Here is a 20160-nt window from a genome sequence, read left to right as displayed (position 1 = left end):
GGCGATCGCGGCGAAGTGGGGTGTTCAGCCCTTGGCGGTCGGCAAGACCGTCTGGTTCGAATGCGTCGCCTCGTCCACCTTACCGGTGGCCGCCGCTGTCACCGTCCGCGCCCGGGGCCCCTGGAGCATGTACGTCAGCAGGAAGCCGAGACCGACCACCGTCGCGCCACCCACCGCGTCGAGCACCCAGTGGTTGCCGGTGGCGATGATCGCGGAGATCGTGCACAGGGGGTGGATGAGACCGATGGCCTTGATCCACCACCTCCGCGCGAACACGACGATCACGAGTCCGCACCACAGGGACCAGCCGAAATGCAGCGAGGGCATGGCCGCGTACTGGTTGGTGAGCGCGGTCAGCGTGCCGTAGTCCGGCTTGGAGAAGTCCTGGACGCCGTGCAGGGTGTCGATGAAGCCGAGCGAGGGCATGAGGCGCGGCGGGGCCAGCGGGTAGAACCAGAAGCCGATCAGGGCGAGCACCGTGGCGAAGCCGAGCGCCGAGCGGGCCCAGCGGTACTGGGCGGGCCTGCGGACATAGAGGATGCCGAGGACGCACAGCGGCACGATGAAGTGGAACGACTCGTAGTAGAAGTTGAAGAACGACTTGAGCCACGGAACCTGCACCACCGCGTGGTTGACCCAGTGCTCGATGTCGATGTGGAGGAACTTCTCCAGGGAGTGGACCTGCGTGCCGTGCGCCTCGGCGGTGGCCCGGCCCCCGGTGGTCGTGCCGCCCGTGGCGGCGAGCCTTACCTGCTGGTACGCGTAGTAGCCGACGCGGATCAGAAGCAGTTCGAGCAGCAGGTTCGGGCGGGTCAGGACCCGGCGCCAGAACGGCATGAGCGGGACCCGTGACCAGCGCGAGGGGACGGGCTTCGCGTACTCGGTGGGGATGGGCGCGCGGTACTCGGGCGCGGTGCGGGACAGGAACGGGACGAGCGTCGCCGCGACGACCGCGGCGATCAGCACAACGTTGTCGCGCAGCGGATCCGCGAGCGCCGTGCCCGGCAGCAGCATCCTCGCGGGGAGCGTCGTCACGAGAATGACCGCGACCGGCCACACGTACCGGTCGGACGCCTTCCTGCCGACGCGGCCGACCACGGCGAGCAGCACCCACAGGAGCTGGTGCTGCCAGGTCGTCGGCGACACGGCGACGGCGACGCAGCCGGTGAGGGCGACGGCGAGGAGGAGCTGCCCGTCCTGTGCGTAGCGCACCGCGCGCCGCAGTCCGACGACCGCGACGGCGGCGCCGAGGAGCAGGAAGAGCCCGATCTCGAGGGGGCCCTCCAGGCCGAAGCGCAGGAGTGCGCCGTGCAGCGACTGGTTGGCGAGCCCGTCGGGGCTCGAACCGAGGCCCGCTCCCGCCAGGTGGTGCACCCAGTACGTCCACGAGTCGTGCGGCATCGCGGCCCACGCGAGGAGCGTGCTCACCGCGAACGTGACGCCCGAGGACACGGCGGCGCGCCGCCGGCCGGTGAACCACAGGAGCGGCGCGAAGAGAAGGACGGTCGGCTGGAGGGCGGCGCCGATGCCGATGAGCAGCCCCGAGCTCTTCTCGCCGCGGGCGGCGAAGCAGCCGAGCAGGACCAGAAGGACCGGGATGATGCTGGTCTGGCCGAGATGCAGGGTGTTGCGCACCGGCAGCGACAGCATCAGGAGGCTGACCGCGACCGGGGCGGCGAGGAGCGAGGTGCGCCGGGTGACGGGCCTGGGCAGGGCACGCGCGGCGACGAGACCGAGGACGACGACGAGGCCGAGCGTCCCGAAGGTCCAGGCCCACCCGAGTGCCTGCTCGGCGCCCCGCGCGAGCGGCTTCAGTACGAGTCCCCCGAACGGGGTACCGGTGAACCGGTCGGCGTCATAGAGGGAGCCCTTCACATGGAGGACGCCTTCAGGACCGATCCAGGTCTCCAGGTCCGTGAGCCGCTCCCCGCTCGGGGTGCTCAGGACGGCCACGACCTGCCGCACCGCGAGCACCGCGGCGATCAGCCAGAGGCCCGCCCGGACCATGCCCAACCGCGCTGTCGCGGCCCCCGCCACCAAGGCTTTGCCCGGTCCATGCTCCACGTTTGCCACGCGCCGTCGGCCCTCCCGCCATGCGTACTGTCCCAAGAGGCTCGCACTTCCCCCGGGGTGAGACGCAGGCAACCCCCGCTTCACCTGAGCGTCCACCGGTTTTTGACCGGAAGACGATGACGCGGGACCTGCGGGGTCTGCATGGTTGCGGTCGAGGGCCGCGACAAAGCTCACAGATCTGTCCGTTTGCGCCGCGCCGGGACCGGGGCGTCATGCCTGGCCGGACCCACTTTTCCCACGCTGCGCGATGGTTCGAACACTACCCGTAATGATCGCGCAAGCCCCTATGGTCGATTTCCGGCCGCCCCGCTGTGGGCGGCCTCGTCCGTCCCGCACGGACACGTCCCTGTCCCCGTTGAAAGCAGGCGAGCAGACCCTTGTCGAGTGCTCTAACCGTCGCACCCAGGACCACCGCCCCCGCGAAGGGCGCCTCCCCCGACGTCACCGTCACCGATCCAGCGCTGGTCAAGCGCGCGGTCAAGGCGGCGGCGCTCGGCAATGCGATGGAGTGGTTCGACTTCGGTGTCTACAGCTACATCGCCGTCACCCTCGGCAAGGTCTTCTTCCCCTCGGGCAACCCCACGGCCCAGCTCCTCGCGACCTTCGGCGCCTTCGCCGCGGCGTTCCTCGTGCGCCCCATCGGCGGCATGGTCTTCGGACCGCTCGGCGACCGCGTCGGCCGGCAGAAGGTCCTCGCCGTCACCATGATCATGATGGCGGCGGGCACGTTCGCGATCGGCCTGATCCCGTCGTACGCGACGATCGGCGTCTGGGCGCCGATCCTGCTGCTCCTGGCCCGTCTGGTGCAGGGCTTCTCGACCGGCGGTGAGTACGGCGGCGCGTCCACCTTCATCGCCGAGTACGCGCCCGACAAGAAGCGCGGCTTCTTCGGAAGCTGGCTGGAATTCGGCACCCTCGCCGGATACATCGGCGGCGCGGGCCTCGTGACCCTGATGACGGCGCTGCTCTCCTCGGACGACCTGCTGTCCTGGGGCTGGCGCATCCCGTTCCTGATCGCGGGCCCGATGGGCATCATCGGCCTCTATCTGCGCATGCGACTGGAAGAGACCCCGGCTTTCGCGGCCGAGCTGGAGAACGCGCACGCGTCGGAGAAGGCCCGGTCCAAGGTCAAGGTGCGCGACATGATCGCCGGCCAGTGGAAGGCGCTGCTGCTGTGCGTCGGCCTGGTCCTCGTCTTCAACGTCACCGACTACATGCTCCTGTCGTACATGCCGAGCTACCTCACCAGTGAGCTCCACTACGACGAGACGCACGGCCTCCTCGTGGTCCTCGGCGTGATGGCGCTGATGATGATCGTCCAGCCGTTCGCGGGCGCGCTCTCCGACCGTGTCGGCCGCCGCCCGGTGATCGCCGCGGGCTGCGTCGGGTTCCTCGCGCTGTCCGTCCCGGCCCTGCTCCTGATCCGCGAGGGCTCCCTGTGGGCCATCGCCCTCGGCATGGGCGCGCTCGGCCTGCTCCTGGTCTGCTTCACCTCGGCGATGCCGTCCGCGCTGCCCGCGCTCTTCCCGACCCGGGTGCGCTACGGCTCGCTGTCGATCGGCTTCAACATCTCCGTCTCGCTCTTCGGCGGCACGACCCCGCTGGTCGTCACCGCCCTCATCGGGGCGACCGGGAACATGATGATGCCCGCGTACTACATGATGGCCGCGGCCGTCATCGGCGGTGTCGCCGTGTGGTTCATGACCGAGTCGGCGCGCCGCCCGCTGCCGGGCTCGCTGCCCGCGGTCGAGCCCTGCGACCTGCCGCGGTCCGCGACCGCTACAGCCGCGTAACACCGGCAACCGCGCTCCCCCCGCGCGCCGTCTGCTCCTTCGCCGCACACGGCACGCAGACACAGGGCGCGACATCGGGGGCCGGGATGAGAACCGCACAACCACTGACCATGAGGGCCAGGGCGCTGCTGACAGCCCTGGCCCTCATGGCGTTCCAGATCGCCGCGCTCGTGTCACCGGCGTACGCGTGCGGATGCGGCGCGATGGTGCCGCCCGCGGGCACGGACCTCACCGTGTACGACGAGACGTCCGCGGTGCGCTGGGACGGACACAGCGAGCAGATCGTGATGAGCCTGTCGGTGAGCGGCCATGTGCGCGACGCCGCCTGGATCATGCCCGTACCGCACCGTGCGTCGGTCGAACTCGGCGACGCCGGGCTCTTCACGCAGCTGAGCGATGTGACGGCACCGGTCGAGCGGACCCGGCACCACTTCTGGCCCGGTGCCGACGACTGGCCGTTCGACGGCGGGAGCGGCGACGGCGCCACGGCCGGCGAGGGCGCACCCGGCGGCCCCGTCGAGGTGGTCGGACGCGAGCACCTCGGACCGTTCGACGTCGCCCGCCTCACCGCGACCGACCCCGGCGCACTCGCCGGCTGGCTCGACGAGAACGGTTTCCAGCTTCCCGACCGCCTCGACAACGCGCTGCGCCCGTACGTCGAGCAGGGCTGGGAGTACGTGGCGATCCGCCTCGCGCCCGCCGACGGCGACAGCGTGCTCGGCGGCGCCCTCGACCCGCTCCACCTCACCTTCGCCAGCGACCGCCTCGTCTACCCGATGCGGCTGTCGAAGCTCGCCCGCACCGAACAGCACCTGCGCCTGTACGTGCTCGCCGCCCACCGCATGGAGCCGCGCTCCACGATCGGCGGCGACGCCCCGGAGGTCACGTACGCGGGCCGGATCCCGGCGAAGTCCGGCGGGGCACTGCCCGAATTCGCGGGCGACGAGAGGTACTTGACCGCGCTCACCCAGGATTTCCCGCAGCCGTCGCGCATTTACGGCGACCACGAACTGCGGCGCGCCGCGAGCGACGCCACGCACCGCAGCGTCGTGTGGGACGACGAACTCCTCACCGCCAAAGGCGTCCCGGTGTGGCTGCTCACCGTTGCGCTGCCCGTGGCCCTGCTCCTGCCGGCGGCCGCCGTCCTGTGGTTGCGCCGGCGCTCCCGGCGGCCGGTGCCGCCCCCGCCGCCGGTGCACGCCCCGCCGCCGTTGGGCTGAATCCCGTGCGGCCCGCCGCCCGGTACGCCCATCATGGGGCCATGGCTGAGCACGCATCCGAAGAGCAGTGGACCGCTGTCGACGACTACTTGACCGGAGTCCTCGCCCCTCACGACGAGGCCCTGACGGCGGCCCTCGCGGACAGCGAGGCGGCGGGTCTCCCGCCCATCGCGGTCGCCCCGAACCAAGGCAAGTTCCTCCACCTGATCGCCCAGATCCAGGGCGCGCGCCGCGTCCTGGAGATCGGCACGCTCGGCGGGTACAGCACGATCTGGCTGGCCCGCGCCCTCCCCGCCGACGGCGTCCTCGTCACCCTGGAGTACGACCCCCGGCACGCCGAGGTGGCCCGCGGCAACCTCGCCCGCGCCGGCCTCGACAAGATCGCCGAGGTGCGGGTCGGCGCCGCCCTCGACTCGCTGCCCGGCGTCGCGGCCGACCACTCCGACCCCTTCGACCTCGTCTTCATCGATGCCGACAAGGCCAACAACCCGCACTACGTCGAGTGGGCGCTGCGCCTGACCCGCCCCGGCAGCGTGATCATCGTCGACAATGTGGTGCGCGGCGGCCGCGTGACGGACGACTCCGGTGCGGCCCCCGACATCCGCGGCACCCGTGCCGCGCTCCAGATGATCGCCGACCACCCGAGGCTGGACGGCACGGCGATCCAGACGGTGGGCAGCAAGGGCTACGACGGCTTCGCGCTGGCCCGCGTACTGCCGTAGCGCCCGTCCCCGACGCCCAGGTCGACCTGACCGGTCGTCAAACCTCGTGGTAGAAGCTCACGTTGATGCTGCGGGGCTCATTGCGGTCCAGGACCACGACCTCACCGGACGCACCCGGCGCGAGAGCCGCGGCCCCTCCGTACACGAGGGGCCGCGGCTCCCCGCCCGTCAGCGTGAGGCGCACCTCGGACGAGGGCTCGTGGTGCGAGCCGCGCAGCCAGAACACGGACCAGGCGCCGTCCTGCCCGCAGCGGAACTCCAGATGTACGCGCGAGACGAACAGCCAGTCGTCGGGCGTCACGAGCCGGCACACGTTCCGGTCACGCCCCACGCGCAGCACGGCTCCCGGCTCGCTCGGCGCGTCGGCCATCAGCATCCCGGCCGTCGCACCCGCGTCCGCCCCCGCGACGGAGGCCATGGTCAGCTCCAGCACCCGCACAGCTCCTTCGGTCTTTCGCGGCCCGTCGGTACCGGATCCGTCGACGCCGCATCCTAAGTTGTCCCCTGCCCCTACGGGATGCCCTCTGGGACAATGGGCCCATGACCGAACGCAAGCCGCCCAACGTCAGCTTCGAGTCATGGGTCGACAAGCAGATCCGCGACGCGGAGCGCGCAGGAGACTTCTCCCACCTTGCCGGAGCCGGCAAGCCGCTGCCGAGCACGGCCGACACGACGTACGACGAGAACTGGTGGATCAAGCAGAAGATGGCCCGCGAGGGCTTCTCCGTGCTGCCCCCGTCACTCGCCCTGCGCAAGGAGGCCGAGGACGCGCTCGCCGAGGCGGCGCGGGCTCCCTCCGAACGGATCGTCCGCAAAATCATCACGGACATCAACGACAAGATCCGCGACATGATGTTCAAGCCCCCGCCGGGCCCGCCGCTCGGCCTGAAGCCGTACGACGTCGAGGAGATCGTCCGCGACTGGCACGAGCGACGCGGGGCGCACGGGTCCTGACGCCGATCTCACGCGCCGGTGCGCGAGGATGGGCGCCATGAGCATTGTGAAGATCAACGTCCTGACCGTCCCGGCTGAACAGCGGGAAACCCTGGAGAAGCGCTTCGCCTCGCGCGCGGGCGCGGTGGAGAACTCGGACGGCTTCGAGTGGTTCGAGCTGCTGCGCCCGGTCGAGGGCACGGACGACTATCTGGTGTACACGCGGTGGCGCGACGAGGCGTCGTTCCAGGCGTGGATGGAGGGCCCGATGAAGTCGGCCCACCAGGGCGGCGGCGACCGCCCGAAGCCCGCCGCCAGCGGGTCCTCGGTGTGGTCCTTCGAGGTTGTGCAGCAGGCGGCGCCCAAGAGCGCGTAGTCCGCGCACCGGGCGGCTCGCCGGAACGTGCCCTGCACCCCTGATCGGGTGTGGGGCACGTTCCGTTGACGGAGGCGCTGAAGGTGCTGAGGATCGATGTGCGCTCCGCACACGATCACGCTGCGGGCCCAGTGTCCTTGCGGATCACTGCAGTTGCTCCGCCTGCCGCGCCGTCCCAGATACGTCTGTGCCAGATACGTCCGTCACACGTGCGTCGGTCACGGCAGCAGAGCGTGTCCGAGTCCCGGGTACCTGCACAGGTCGAAAACCGTTTGCGTCCGGCGCCGTCCCTTCGCCGACAATGCGCGCATGAACTCGCCGTGGACCGTCACCCCTGAGCCGTTCGACTCCGCCGTCGCCGCGGAGCTGTGGCGCGCGTACTACACGGAGGTCAGCGACCGCTGGTACCTGCTGCACGAGGGGCACACGACCGACCCCGACGAGCTGGAGCGCGAGGTCGCCGCCGACACGGGTGCCTATCTCGCGGCGCCGAGCGGTGTGTTGCTGGTCGCGCGGTACCGGGGCGTGCCCGCCGGGACCGCGGGCGTGCGGATGATCGACGCCTCGACCGGCGAGCTGAAGCGCGTCTTCGTACGGCCGGAGATGCGCGGGAAGGGCGGCGGCTCGGTGCTGCTCACGGAGGTCGAGAGCTCCGCGCGGGGTCTCGGCGCCGGGCGGGTCGTGCTCGACACGCGGGGCGACCTGGTGGAGGCCCGCATGCTGTACGCGCGCCACGGCTACCAGGAGACGGCCCCGCACAACGACCAGGAGTTCGCCGAGCACTGGTTCACCAAGAAGCTCCTGTGACGGGCCTGCCGGCGAGCCGGGCCCGAAGCGCCTGAGCGGTGGCGTCAGGGGCCGGCCGCCAGGCCGTCGTGCGGCCGCTCCGCGTCCGACCCGCACAGCTCCGCGTTGAGCTCCTCCACCAATTGCACCAGGTCCGTCGGGCGGTCCGGGCCCCACCAGTCGCCCAGCAGTTCGGCGAGCGACTCCTCGCGGGACGCGGACAGCCGCCCGGCGACCTCGCGGCCCTCGTCGGTGAGGACGAGGTCCACGCCCAGGCGCGTGGCGAGGCGCCGTTCCTCCACCTGCCGGGCCGCCGCGATGATCACGGGCAGTGGTACGGCGCTGTGTTCGGCGAGCGCCGCCGGCTCCGCCCACCCGTACCGCTTGATGCGCAGCAGGAGCCAGCTCGCGGCGGGCAGCAGGTCGTAGCCCGCCCGTTCGGTGATCTTCTCGTAGATCTCGCGGCGCCCCTCCCGGGTGCCGAGCACCGACAGGGCCCGCGCCACCTCGTCGCGCGATGAGCGCTGTACGGGGTTGCTGGCCAGGGTCTCCGTCGCGTCCGGCGCGGTGACCGAGCCGCGCAGCTTGTCCTCACGCAGGAACCAGGCCAGCACGAAAGCGACGAGAGCGACCGGGGCGGCGTAGAGGAAGACGTCGGTGATGGACGACGCGAAGGCGTGCAGGACCGGTCCGCGTACGGCGGGCGGCAGGGCGCCGATGCCCCGTGGGTCCGACTGGAGCGCGTTCACGTCGACGCCGGGCGGCAGGTTGCGGCCTGCGAGGGCGTCGGTGAGTTTGTCGCCCAGACGGCTCGAGAAGATCGTGCCGAAGATCGCGACGCCGAAGGAGGCGCCGATGGAGCGGAAGAACGTCGCGCCGGAGGTGGCGACGCCCAGGTCCTCGTACGAGACGGCGTTCTGCACGATCAGGACGAGGACCTGCATGACGAGGCCGAGGCCCAGACCGAAGACGAAGAAGTAGGCGCTCATCTCGCCCGTCGAGCTGTTCTCGTCGAGCTGGTGCAGGAGGAGCAGACCGATGGTCGTGACGCCGGTGCCGACGACGGGGAAGACCTTCCAGCGGCCCGTACGGCTGACGATCTGGCCGGACACCGTCGAGGAGAGCAGCAGCCCGATGACCATCGGCAGCATGTGCACGCCCGACAGCGTCGGCGAGATGCCCTGGACGACCTGGAGGAACGTCGGCAGATACGTCATCGCGCCGAACATGGCGAAGCCGACGACGAAGCTGATCACCGCGGAGAGCGTGAACGTGCGGATGCGGAACAGCTTCAGCGGCAGGACCGGCTCGGCGGCCCGCCGCTCGACCTGGACGAACACCACCGCGAGGACCACACCGAGTACAGCGAGGCCGATGATCTGCGCCGAGTCCCAGGCCCAGGTCGTTCCGCCGAGCGAGGCGACCAGGACCAGGCAGGTCGCCACGGCGGCGATCAGGAAGGTGCCGAGGTAGTCGATCGTGTGCTTGGCGGAGCGTACGGGTATGTGGAGCGTGGTCGCGATGACGACGAGCGCGACGACGCCGATGGGCAGGTTGACGTAGAAGACCCAGCGCCAGCTGAGGTGTTCGGTGAAGAGCCCGCCGAGCAGCGGGCCCAGCACGCTCGTCGCGCCGAAGACGGCACCGAACAGGCCCTGGTACCTGCCCCGGTCACGGGGCGGGACGATGTCGCCGACGATCGCCATGGACAGGACCATCAGTCCGCCGCCGCCCAGTCCCTGGAGGGCACGGAAGCCGATCAGCTGCGGCATGTTCTGCGCCATACCGCACAGCGCCGAGCTGATCAGGAAGATCACGATGGCGATCTGGAAGAGCTTCTTGCGGCCGTACTGGTCGCCGAGCTTGCCCCACAGGGGCGTCGCGGCCGTCGACGCCAGCAGGTACGCGGTCACGACCCAGGACAGGTGTTCAAGGCCGCCGAGGTCGCTCACGATGGTCGGCAGCGCCGTCGAGACGATGGTCTGGTCGAGCGCCGCGAGCAGCATGCCGAGCAGCAGCGCACCGATCGAGACCGTCACGCTGCGGGGGGCGTGGCCGCCGCCGATCGTGGAGCTGGTGCGGTCGACGCCGGGGCCTGCCGTCAGGTCCGTGCGGGGAAGGCCCCCGCTAGCGTCCTGGGTCATGGACACCTCCTGAGACACCGCGCCGGACACGGCCGGCGGGGGCTCTGCCATGTACCAGGATGGTATGTGTGTCCCGGTTTGGCCTGTTGAGGCCGAGGCGCTCAGGAGGGGTGCGGCGACGCGGGCCCGACGGACGCGCGGCGCGGGCCGGACAGACGGCACGGCGCGAACCCGACAGACAGCGCGGCACGAGCCCGGCGGACAGCGCGGCACGAGCCCGACAGACAGCGCGGCACGAGCCCGGCGCTACAGATGTAACCGCGACAGATAAGAGGGGTGCGGTACTCGCCGATCCAGGGGGCGGTCAGCCGATGTGGAGCAGGATCTCCCCGGCGGCGCCCGCCTCGACCCGTACCTGCGTCAGGTCGTCCACGACCACCGTGGGGCCGTGCGCGCCCGCGCGGGGGCCGACGCCGACAACGCGCATCCCGGCGGCGCGGCCGGCCGCGATCCCGGCCTCCGAGTCCTCGAAGACGACGCAGTCGGCCGGGTCGATGCCCAGCTCGGCGGCGCCCTTGAGGAACCCCTCGGGGTCGGGCTTGCTGGCGCCGACGCTCTCGGCGGTGATGCGCAGGTCGGGCTGGGTGAGGCCGGCGGCGGCCATGCGGCGGGTGGACAGGGCCACGTCGGCCGAGGTCACCAGGGCGTGCGCGAGACCGCCCTCACGCAGGGAGGCCATGAACTGCGCGGCGCCCGGCACGGCGACGACGCCGTCGACGTCGGCGGTCTCCTCGGCGAGCATGCGCGCGTTCTCGGTGTGGTTCTCGGCCATGGGACGGTCGGGCAGGAGGAGCGCCATGGACGCGTAGCCCTGGCGGCCGTGGACCACCTTCATGACCTCGACGGCGTCGAGTCCGTGGAGGGCCGCCCAGCGGTGCCAGCAGCGCTCGACCACCGCGTCGGAGTTGACCAGCGTGCCGTCCATGTCGAGCAGAAGGGCGCGGGCGGACAGAACAGTGGTGGCCGTCATCGGCAGGGTCCTCCAGGCGTAGGAACAAGGTGACCCCGCCCACCGGTCAGGGTGAGTGGGCGGGAGCCACTTTGTTCCTCGACTGTACAAAACAGGGTGGCGACTACGCCAGCGGCCCTGGTCAGGGCCGGATCCACGGCTTACGCCATCGCTTCGTAAAGGCTCCACACACCCATGCCGAGCATCAGGACCGCGGCGACCTTCGTGATGAGCGCGAGCGGCACCCGCTTCATCAGCGCCTTGCCGCCGACGATGCCGAGGCCCCCGACGGCCCACAGGGCGAGGACGGCGCCGAGGCCGACGGAGAGCGGGTCGTCGTAGCGGGCGGCGAGGTTCGCGGTCATGATCTGCGTCAGGTCACCGAACTCCGCGACCAGGATGAGCATGAAGCCCGCGCCGGAGACCTTCCAGAAGCTCTGGTCCTTGGGCTTGCGGACCTCTTCCTCCTCCTCGTCCTTCTTCATCAGGAGGACGGCCGCGCCACCGAGGAACAGCACACCGGTCAGGGCGTGCACGAGCTGCTGCGGCAGCAGGGTCAGAACGCTGCCCGCCGCGACGGCGAGCGCGACATGGACGGCGAAGGCGGCGGCGACACCGGCGAAGACGTACGAGGCGCGGTAGCGGGTGCCGAGGACGAGTCCGGCGAGCGCGGTCTTGTCGGGGAGTTCGGCCAGGAAGACGATGCCGAAGACGACCGCCATCACGCTGATGCTGATCAAAATTCCTCAATCGGTCGGGCTGCCCCGCCGAGAGTCACGCAGTCCTTCACGACACCTCGGCACGGCAGCGCTCAGGTACGTACACAGGTGTGCACGCAGATGAATCACTGCTTTGCCGAAGGTCTCGCTGGCCGGACCGGGTGTACGGGTCCTGCCTCCGGGCGCCGGCTCAGAACGAGCTGAGCAGTATGTCGACGGTCCGGCGAAGAGCTACTCCCCTTCTGCGCCGCCCATCCTACGCGAACTGCTGAGCGAATCGGCATGACCCGCGTCACGCCCGTACACACCGCCCCGGTACCACCGGCCCGCACCCCACGTCACGCCCGCTCCCCCGGAAGTCACGTCCGCCCCCTTGATGTGTACGCGCCGTTGACGCGACCCTGTCACTCGGCGCACATCTCCCGGAAACCCCGGAGCGCCAGCATGGCCGGGCCCGCTCGGCCAACTTCCCCCCACTTCAAGGGAGTTCACATGCGCATGTTCTACGCGCGTCGACGCGCCGCCGCACTCGGCGCCGTCACCGCCGTCGTCTCCGCCCTCACTCTGCTGAACGGCCCGGCCGCGCAGGCCGCTCCCCCCACCCCGGTCAGCGGAGCCACCGCCCGCACGTACCTCAGCGAGCTCACGGTCAAGGCCGAGGGTTCCTCCGACGGCTACAGCCGCGACCTCTTCCCGCACTGGATCACGCAGTCCGGCGCCTGCGACACCCGCGAGGTCGTCCTCAAGCGCGACGGCACGAACGTCTCGCAGAACTCCAGCTGCGCCGCCACGTCCGGCAGTTGGTACTCCGAGTACGACGGCGCGACCTGGAGCGCGGCGTCCGACGTCGACATCGATCACGTCGTCCCGCTCTCCGAGGCCTGGAAGTCCGGCGCCAACGCCTGGACGACCGCCCAGCGCCAGGGCTTCGCCAACGACCTGACGCGGCCTCAGCTCATCGCCGTCACGGACAACGTCAACCAGTCCAAGGGCGACCAGGACCCGGCCACGTGGATGCCGTCGCGCGCCGCGTACAAGTGCACCTATGTCCGCATGTGGGTGCAGGTGAAGCACTACTACAACCTCTCGGTGGACTCCGCCGAGAAGAGCGCGCTGACGTCGTACCTCAGCGGCTGCTGAACTCCCGGGCCGCGAATCTGAATCCCGGCCTGCCGGAACCTCCCCGCCGGCCTCCGTCGTTCCGTACCGTACGGGGCGACTGAGGAGGCTGATCACGTGGCACGGCTGCGACTTGGACCGCTGCTGAGATACGTGGACGAGTCGTCGGCGACCGTCTGGGTCGAGGCGAGCCGTCCGTGCACCGCTGAAGTGCGCTGCGCGGACGGCTCGTCCGGCCGTGCCCGCACGTTCCAGATCTGCGGCCACCACTACGCGCTGATCCCGGTGACCGGCCTCACGCCGGGAAGTGCCACGGCCTACGAGGTGGTGCTCGACGGCGTCCGGGTCTGGCCGCTCGCCGACTCGCCCTTTCCGCCGAGCACGATCCGCACGCCCGCGTACGACGACGCGGCCCGCCCCGTCCGTATCGCGTTCGGCTCCTGCCGCTGGGCCGCGCCGCCCGCCGACGGCCACGACCCCGTCGGCCCGGACGCCCTGGACACGCTGGCCACCGAACTCGCCGCCGCGCCCGACGCCGAGCGCCCCGACGTCCTGCTCCTGCTCGGCGACCAGATCTACGCGGACGAGACCTCACCGGCGACCCGCCGCTATCTCGCCGCCCGCCGCGACCTGCGCGACGCCCCGGGCAGCCAGGTCGCGGACTACGAGGAGTACACCCGGCTCTATTACGAGTCCTGGCTCGAACCCGATGTGCGCTGGCTGCTGTCCACCGTCCCCTCCTGCATGATCTTCGACGACCACGACGTCATGGACGACTGGAACACCAGCGCCTCCTGGCTGGCGGAGATACGGGCCACGGACTGGTGGAACGAGCGGATCGTCAGCGGCCTCATGTCGTACTGGGTCCACCAGCACCTGGGCAATCTGGCGCCCGCCGAACTGGCCGCCGACCCCGTGTACGCGGTGGTGCGCGCGGACCCCGACGGGACGGACGCGCTCAGGGAGTTCGCCGCCCGCGCCGACGCCGACGCGACCTCCGTGCGATGGAGCTACCGGCGCGACTTCGGCCGCGTACGGCTCCTGATGGTCGACACGCGGGCCGCCCGCGTCCTGGCCGAGACGGACCGGTCGATGCTCGATCCGACGGAGGCGGCGTGGCTGCGGGAGCAGGCACTGGAGTCCCCCGGCGCGCACGACCATCTCCTGATCGGAACCTCGCTGCCCTGGCTGCTGCCGCATCTCGTGCACGACGCCGAGGGGTGGAACGCCGCGCTGTGCCGGGGCGAGCGCGGCGCGCGGTGGGCCCGGTTCGGCGAAAAGCTGCGCAGGCGGGCCGACTTGGAGCACTGGGCCGCGTTCCCCGCGTCGTTCGACGCGCTGACGGCGCTGATCGCCGAGGCGGGCGGCGGCGAGGGCGCGCCGGCGACGGTGTGCGTGCTCTCCGGCGACGTCCACCACGCGTACGTGGCCGAACCCGCCTGGCCCGCCGGCGCACCGGCCCCGGCCGCGCGCGTCCTCCAGCTGACCTGCTCGCCGCTGCACAACTCCATCCCCGGCTCGATACGGCTCGGATTCCGCCTCGGCTGGAGCGGCTTCGGCCGCGCCCTCGGACGGCGCTTCGCCCGGCACGGCCGGCTCACCGCTCCCCCGGTCTCCTGGCGCAAGACGGGCGGGCCCTGGTTCGGCAACCAGCTGATGACATTGACGCTGCGGGGTCGCGCGGCGCGACTACGGCTCCAGGAGGCACAGCCGGTGCCGGGCGGAAAGCCCAGGCTGCGGGAGGCGGCGGACATCGTGATGAGTGAATGACCGTACCGAGTCGGTGAGCGACCGTACCGAGTCAGTGACCGTGCCGAGTCGGTGACCGTACTGAGTGAATGTCGTGAATGACCGTGCGTGACCAGGCCTGTCGCCCACGGGGCCGCACGGTGAAGATACGGCGCACACCCGGACTCCGCTCTTCCCTTGACAGGGCGACCCGGCATGATGAGCGGACGTTCCGCTTCCAGCAGCCCCACATGCCCCGGGAGTCCCTCTTTGTCCGCAGTGTGCTCGGCGCCGGCCGCAGCGATAGTCGGCGCAGGTCCGCGCGGCACCAGCGTCCTCGAACGACTCTGCGCCTCCGCCGTCGAGCTCCTGCCGCCCGGCGCCCGCCTCACCGTCCACGTCGTCGATCCGGCGCCGCCGGGGGCGGGCAGCGTCTGGCGGACCTCACAGGCGCCCGAACTCCTGATGAACACCGTCGCCTCACAGGTCACGCTGTTCACCGACGACAGCGTGGACTGCTCGGGTCCGATACGCCGGGGCCCGAGTCTGCATGAGTGGGCCCAGCGCCAGGGACTCCCGCTCGGCCCCGACGACTACCCGTCCCGCGCCCTCTACGGCGAGTACCTGGAATGGGTGTTCGCCGACACCGTGGATTGCGCGCCCGACGCCATACGCGTTGAGGTGCACCGGGCGCGGGCCGTGCGCCTCGACGACGCGGACGACGGCCGCCAGACCCTCGTACTCGACAACGGGCAGGAACTGACCGGCCTGTCCGCCGTCGTCCTCGCCCAGGGCCATCTGCCCGCGGCGGCGAGCCCCGCGCAGACGCGCCTCACCGAGTACGCCCTCCACCACGGCCTGCGCCACGTGCCGCCCGCCAACCCGGCCGACCTGGACCTCTCCGCTCTCGCCCCGGGTGAAGCCGTCGTGCTGAGGGGCCTCGGCCTCAACTTCTTCGACCACATGGCGCTGCTCACCGAGGGCCGCGGCGGACGCTACCGCCGTACGTCCGCAGGGGAGTTGCGGTACAAGCCCTCGGGCCGCGAGCCGCGTCTGTACGCCGGTTCGCGCCGCGGCATCCCGTACCAGGCGCGCGGCGACAACGCCAAGGGCGCGTACGGGCGTCACGAACCGGCCGTCCTCACCGCCGAGGTCATCGCGCGCTTCCGCAAGCGCGCGGACTCGGGGGACGCGCCGGACTTCCTCGGCGAGATCTGGCCGCTCGTCGCGAAGGAGGTGGAGACCGTCTATTACGAGACACTGCTGCGCCGCGCGGGCGCGGGGGACGCCGGTTTCCGCGAAGGCTTCCTCGCCGCGCCGCACCAGAGCTCCGAAGAGGCCGACGTCCTGTACGAGTTCGGGATCCCGGAGGGCGTCCGCTGGTCCTGGGACCGCATCTCCCGGCCGCACGCGGAGTTGCACTTCGGCTCGCCCGACGCGTGGCGGACCTGGCTCCTGGCCCATCTGCGCGAGGACGCGGCGCACGCCGCGCTCGGCAATGTGGACGGCCCCGTGAAGGCCGCCCTGGACGTGCTGCGCGACCTGCGCAACGAACTGCGCCAGGCCGTCGACCACGGCGGAATCGGCGGCGGCTCGCGCCGCGATCACCTCGACCGCTGGTACACCCCGCTCAACGCCTTCCTCTCGATCGGCCCGCCCCGGCGGCGCATCGAGGAGATGACCGCGCTCATCGAGTCCGGCGTCCTGACGGTGATAGGGCCGCGCCTCGACGTGCGGACCGAGGACGGCGCCTTCGTCGCGCACTCGCCCGATGTGCCCGGATCATCCGTGAGGGCCACCACACTCGTCGAGGCGCGGCTGCCGGAGACGGACGTGGCGCGCACCGGCGACCAACTGCTCGCCGGGCTCCTGAAGACGGGCCACGCCCGGCCGCACACACTCGACGGTTACGTGACGGGCGGGGTGGACGTGACACCGCGCCCGTATCGCCTGATCGACCGTCAAGACAGGCCACACGCACGGCGGTTCGCGGTCGGCGTGCCCACGGAGGGGGTGCACTGGGTGACCGCGGCGGGGGCCCGGCCGGGGGTGGATTCGGTGACCCTGTCGGACGCGGACGCGGTCGCGCGAGCGGCGCTGCGGACGGCCGCCGAGGACCGTACAGAACCCGACACGGAGTGCCGGCCATGGCCAAATGTTGAACTTGCAAGCGTTGATTAGGGTCCCCTAACCTGTGGCCTCCATCGGTTCGTCCCCGACCGACACAAGGAGTCCCCCTATGACTGGACGTCTCAACAGCGCCCAGCCCTACGCCCTCGGCCTGTTCCGCATGATCGTGGGCCTGCTCTTCGCCTGCCACGGCGCCGCCTCGCTCTTCGGCGTCCTCGGCGGAGCGATGGGCGGCGGCACCGTTCCCACCGGCACCTGGCCCGGCTGGTACGCGGCCGTCATCCAGCTCGTCGGCGGCGCCCTCGTCGCCCTCGGCCTCGGCACCCGCGCCGCGGCCTTCATAGCCTCCGGCTCGATGGCCTACGCGTACTTCAAGGTCCACCAGCCCGAGGCCCTGTGGCCGCTGCAGAACGGCGGCGAACCGTCCGCGATGTTCTGCTGGGCCATGCTGCTCCTGGTCTTCACCGGCTCCGGGGCGCTCGGCCTCGACCGGCTCTTCACGGCACGCGGCGGAAGCGAGGCCCAGACGCCGGCCGCTTCGGCGTCCGAGCCGGAGCCTGCGGCGGCTTGACGCACTGAGGTCCTCTCAGCGACGTGGCGGATGCGGTGCGTGGCGGATCGTCGGGCCAGACCTCGCTCTCCGGGGTCGGACGGCGGGCCCTTCGACAGCCGCACCGCATCCCCACGGCGCCGGCAGCGCCCGCCCGGCGCTGCCGGATCGCCGCCCACACTTCCCCCTGGTGCGCATGAGCGCCGTGCACGCGCCCGCAATTCCGTGGCGCCCATCCCCCACCGCCGGCCGCCCCACCGCCTCCCGCCCCCGCCACCGGCCTCCCCCGCAGCCGGCCGCGAGCGCAGCCGTCACCCCCGCTCCCGCCGCGATTCCTGCCGCCGTCGTCCGCGCAGCTTGCGCCCTCCCGCTCACGGCGGGTTTTCCCGCTCCGTAGTCGCACGGGGGCACCGGAGCGTGCCGCGCGTGCGACGCGGCACCCGGGTGAACGCGGTGTGGAGAACACCTGAGCCCCTGGTGACCCTCCAGCCACAACCGAGGCGTACGCTGTACAGCTGTCATCAGCCGCCCCTGCCGCCCCCGCGACATCGCGGCGTCAGTCGCTGACCGGGGAATCGACCAACACGGATCACGGGGAGTCGCGGTGCTGGAGAGTGTGGGGTCGCTGACCGGCGGTCCGTGGATCTACGCGGTGGTGGCCCTCTCGGTACTGCTCGACGTGTTCCTGCCCGTCCTGCCGAGCGGCGTCCTGGTCATCACCGCGGCCACCGCCGCGGCGGCCGGAACCGGGACGACGGCCGGGCAGGTGGCGCCCGAGGTGCCGTCGATCCTGGCACTGATCCTCTCGGCGGCCACGGCGTCGGTACTGGGCGACCTGGTCGCGTACCGCATCGCCTGGCGCGGCGGCGAACGTCTCGACCGCACGATCGCCCGCTCCCGCCGCCTGACCAGCGCGCAGGAACGTCTCGGCGGGGCGCTGGCGCGCTCCAGCGGCGGCATCCTCGTGGTCATCGCCCGCTTCGCCCCGGCGGGCCGCTCGATCGTCTCGTTCGCGGCGGGCACGGCTCATCGCCGGGTCCGCGAGTTCCTGCCGTGGTCCGCCCTCGCGGGCGTGGCCTGGGCGGGCTACAGCGTGGCCCTCGGCTACTTCGGCGGCCAGTGGCTGGGCGCGAGCTGGCTGGCCACGGGAGTGTCACTGCTCGCGTTGTTCGCGGCGGGGGCGGGGGCTGCTTTCCTGATGCGGCGACCGGCGGTGGAACGGGCGAGCTGACCCACGCGAGGCGCACACCGGGACCTGGCCGGCCTCCCCTAGGCGGCCGGCTCCTGGGCCAACTGGCGTCCCTGGCCTCGGATTTCGAGCCCGTCGAGCAGCTCGGCGGTCGCCTGGGCGATGACATCGACGGCCCGGTCGAACACCTCCTTGTTGTGCGCGGCGGGCGCCCGGAAGCCGGACACCTTGCGCACGTACTGCAGGGCTGCGGCCCGGATCTCCTCCTCGGTGGCCTCTTCGGGGAGGACGGGCGGGCGAAGGGTCTTGATGCTGCGGCACATGCGTCCAGTCTCGCGCGCTCCCCCGCCCTCGCGCACACCTTCGCAAAGAACCCACGTTCGAAACACACGTACGAATGAACACGCCCTCCATCGCTCGCCCCAAGAAATCGAACAGGCGTAGCATTGCCGCGTGGCAGCGACCTATGACTTCCCGAGTGACCTCCTGGCGGGCCAGGAGGAGCTGCACCAGGTCAGGGCGGAGCTCCTGACCCTCCTGAAGCGGCTTCCCTGGTCGGTGGACCCCCTGGACGGGTTCAACGACGACCACGGCTGGCGCAAGCGCGAGCGCCCCGCATCCCCCGGCTGGACCCCGGACGAACAGGCCGAGGTCGAAAAACTACGGCAGCGGGAGCGCGAGCTGGCGGTCTTCGTGACGTGCCATCGCTACTGGAAGGACATATCGGGACCTGACAAGGTGGACGCCCGCATGAACCTCAAGCGCGCCCGCGAGGCCGACGCCCCGGAGTGACCGAACCCCAGCGGATCGCCCCCGGCGACGGTCAAGCCGCCTCACGCATGGCGGCGGCCCACTCGACCACGAGAGCCTCGTACTCCACCCGTTCCTCCGCGCTCAACCGCCCCCCGGCGCGCAGCCAAAGGGCACGTATCTGCTCGTTCACCTCGGCGGCAGACCGCACGGTCGCGGGTTCGGAAGTCGTGGCCATAACGTGAAGCCTACGTCCATGCACGTGAAGGTCGCGTGAAACGCCCGCGGAGTGACGGAAGTTACGACGTCGCGCGCGCCTCGCGACGACAACACACCCACCCCACACAGACATTCCGCCCCCCCCGAGCCCGCATAACGGAAGCTCCCTTCACTTCTCCTTCACGTGACGCACAATGCCCCATCTGCACACAAACCATTCCAAGGGGGGGACATGACTGTGCGCGGCCGTGCGCACACGCACGCGCGTGCCCGTCGATGGACGCTAGCGAGCCGCGGCCGGGGGCCAGGACCGATGCCCAACTCCCGACCTCAGGCACCGAACTCGAGGGCCGGCCGATGAAGTTCTGCGTCGCGAAGCTCAACGAGCCCTGCTGACAACGGCCGCGGCCACTAGGGAGTCGTCGTCGGGTCAGGACAGCGGTGTCAGCGGCTCCATCACGCCTTGCCTCCCGCGCTGTTCGCCGTTGGGTGCGTTGGGCGGAACATTCGACGTGCAAGGGCCGGGATCACACATGGTCCGCGGATTCTGCCCAGACCCAGAGACACCACCCGAACACCCCGCGGAACTCACACCCGCCTGACAGCCACTACCCGGCACCATCGGCGGAACATTCGACGTGCAAGGACCGGGATCACACATAGTCCGCGGATTCTGCCCAGACCCAGAGACACCACCCGAACACCCCGCGGAACTCACACCCGCCTGACAGCCACTACCCGGCACCATCGGCGGAACCCT

The 20160-nt window shown here is 71.1% G+C and carries 19 protein-coding genes; 12 read left to right on the top strand and 7 right to left on the bottom strand.

Annotated elements, in window-relative coordinates; genetic code table 11:
• Window positions 1–24: 24 nt before the first annotated feature.
• Window positions 25–2073, bottom strand: coding sequence for a bifunctional glycosyltransferase 87/phosphatase PAP2 family protein (locus ACZ67T_RS04490; RefSeq protein WP_469981515.1), 2049 nt, complete (start codon window positions 2071–2073; stop codon window positions 25–27).
• 377 nt (window positions 2074–2450) lie between these two features.
• Between ACZ67T_RS04490 and proP the strand changes: the two genes are divergently transcribed.
• From proP to ACZ67T_RS04475, 3 genes are all read left to right on the top strand, one after another.
• Window positions 2451–3866: a glycine betaine/L-proline transporter ProP gene (proP, locus tag ACZ67T_RS04485; RefSeq protein ID WP_469981514.1), complete on the top strand. Its 1416-nt coding sequence runs from the start codon at window positions 2451–2453 to the stop codon at window positions 3864–3866.
• An 86-nt stretch (window positions 3867–3952) separates the two neighbouring features.
• Window positions 3953–5086 carry a DUF2330 domain-containing protein gene (locus tag ACZ67T_RS04480; protein ID WP_469981513.1) on the top strand — a complete coding sequence of 378 codons (1134 nt, stop codon included), beginning with the start codon at window positions 3953–3955 and terminating at the stop codon, window positions 5084–5086.
• Window positions 5087–5127: 41 nt separating this feature from the next.
• Entirely contained in the window at window positions 5128–5808 is a 681-nt protein-coding gene (locus ACZ67T_RS04475) for an O-methyltransferase (RefSeq protein ID WP_469981512.1), read from the top strand.
• 37 nt (window positions 5809–5845) lie between these two features.
• On the opposite strand, the gene ACZ67T_RS04470 is transcribed toward ACZ67T_RS04475, so the two are convergent.
• Window positions 5846–6241, bottom strand: a complete 396-nt coding sequence (locus ACZ67T_RS04470) for an FHA domain-containing protein (protein WP_469981511.1) — start codon at window positions 6239–6241, stop codon at window positions 5846–5848.
• Window positions 6242–6348: 107 nt separating this feature from the next.
• Here ACZ67T_RS04470 and ACZ67T_RS04465 point away from each other — a divergent pair, with 107 nt between their 5' ends.
• From ACZ67T_RS04465 to ACZ67T_RS04455, 3 genes are all read left to right on the top strand, one after another.
• Window positions 6349–6762: a DnaJ family domain-containing protein gene (locus tag ACZ67T_RS04465; RefSeq protein ID WP_469981510.1), complete on the top strand. Its 414-nt coding sequence runs from the start codon at window positions 6349–6351 to the stop codon at window positions 6760–6762.
• Between the two features lie 37 nt (window positions 6763–6799).
• The gene (locus ACZ67T_RS04460; protein WP_469981509.1) at window positions 6800–7117 is read left to right on the top strand and encodes an antibiotic biosynthesis monooxygenase family protein; all 318 of its coding nucleotides are present in this window, start codon (window positions 6800–6802) and stop codon (window positions 7115–7117) included.
• Between the two features lie 309 nt (window positions 7118–7426).
• Window positions 7427–7924 (top strand): GNAT family N-acetyltransferase, encoded by a 498-nt coding sequence (locus ACZ67T_RS04455; RefSeq protein ID WP_469981508.1) that lies wholly within the window; start codon window positions 7427–7429, stop codon window positions 7922–7924.
• Window positions 7925–7968: 44 nt separating this feature from the next.
• On the opposite strand, the gene ACZ67T_RS04450 is transcribed toward ACZ67T_RS04455, so the two are convergent.
• The 3 genes from ACZ67T_RS04450 to ACZ67T_RS04440 all read right to left on the bottom strand — a co-directional run bounded on the left by ACZ67T_RS04450 (window position 7969) and on the right by ACZ67T_RS04440 (window position 11736).
• The gene (locus tag ACZ67T_RS04450) at window positions 7969–10098 is read right to left on the bottom strand and encodes an MDR family MFS transporter (RefSeq protein WP_469981507.1); all 2130 of its coding nucleotides are present in this window, start codon (window positions 10096–10098) and stop codon (window positions 7969–7971) included.
• Window positions 10099–10351: 253 nt separating this feature from the next.
• Window positions 10352–11017 (bottom strand): HAD-IA family hydrolase, encoded by a 666-nt coding sequence (locus tag ACZ67T_RS04445; protein ID WP_469981506.1) that lies wholly within the window; start codon window positions 11015–11017, stop codon window positions 10352–10354.
• 140 nt (window positions 11018–11157) lie between these two features.
• Window positions 11158–11736: a TMEM165/GDT1 family protein gene (locus tag ACZ67T_RS04440; protein WP_469981505.1), complete on the bottom strand. Its 579-nt coding sequence runs from the start codon at window positions 11734–11736 to the stop codon at window positions 11158–11160.
• A gap of 471 nt (window positions 11737–12207) precedes the next feature.
• Between ACZ67T_RS04440 and ACZ67T_RS04435 the strand changes: the two genes are divergently transcribed.
• The 5 genes from ACZ67T_RS04435 (at window position 12208) to ACZ67T_RS04415 (ending at window position 18473) form a co-directional block, all read left to right on the top strand.
• Window positions 12208–12855, top strand: a complete 648-nt coding sequence (locus ACZ67T_RS04435) for an HNH endonuclease family protein (RefSeq protein ID WP_469981504.1) — start codon at window positions 12208–12210, stop codon at window positions 12853–12855.
• Window positions 12856–12951: 96 nt separating this feature from the next.
• On the top strand, window positions 12952–14604 hold the full coding sequence (locus ACZ67T_RS04430) for an alkaline phosphatase D family protein (protein ID WP_469981503.1): 1653 nt from the start codon (window positions 12952–12954) through the stop codon (window positions 14602–14604).
• 177 nt (window positions 14605–14781) lie between these two features.
• Entirely contained in the window at window positions 14782–16743 is a 1962-nt protein-coding gene (locus tag ACZ67T_RS04425) for an FAD/NAD(P)-binding protein (RefSeq protein WP_469982245.1), read from the top strand.
• A gap of 58 nt (window positions 16744–16801) precedes the next feature.
• Window positions 16802–17263 carry a DoxX family protein gene (locus ACZ67T_RS04420; RefSeq protein WP_469981502.1) on the top strand — a complete coding sequence of 154 codons (462 nt, stop codon included), beginning with the start codon at window positions 16802–16804 and terminating at the stop codon, window positions 17261–17263.
• A gap of 583 nt (window positions 17264–17846) precedes the next feature.
• Window positions 17847–18473 carry a DedA family protein gene (locus tag ACZ67T_RS04415; protein WP_469981501.1) on the top strand — a complete coding sequence of 209 codons (627 nt, stop codon included), beginning with the start codon at window positions 17847–17849 and terminating at the stop codon, window positions 18471–18473.
• A gap of 38 nt (window positions 18474–18511) precedes the next feature.
• Here ACZ67T_RS04415 and ACZ67T_RS04410 read toward each other — a convergent pair whose 3' ends face one another.
• Window positions 18512–18754: a DUF2277 domain-containing protein gene (locus tag ACZ67T_RS04410; RefSeq protein WP_469981500.1), complete on the bottom strand. Its 243-nt coding sequence runs from the start codon at window positions 18752–18754 to the stop codon at window positions 18512–18514.
• Window positions 18755–18884: 130 nt separating this feature from the next.
• Here ACZ67T_RS04410 and ACZ67T_RS04405 point away from each other — a divergent pair, with 130 nt between their 5' ends.
• Entirely contained in the window at window positions 18885–19223 is a 339-nt protein-coding gene (locus tag ACZ67T_RS04405) for a hypothetical protein (protein ID WP_469981499.1), read from the top strand.
• Window positions 19224–19254: 31 nt separating this feature from the next.
• Here ACZ67T_RS04405 and ACZ67T_RS04400 read toward each other — a convergent pair whose 3' ends face one another.
• On the bottom strand, window positions 19255–19419 hold the full coding sequence (locus ACZ67T_RS04400) for a hypothetical protein (RefSeq protein WP_469981498.1): 165 nt from the start codon (window positions 19417–19419) through the stop codon (window positions 19255–19257).
• Window positions 19420–20160 lie beyond the last annotated feature (741 nt).

It is taken from the genome of Streptomyces sp. NPDC107517 (genome assembly GCF_055582645.1).
This window is presented reverse-complemented; position numbering and strand designations above follow the sequence as displayed.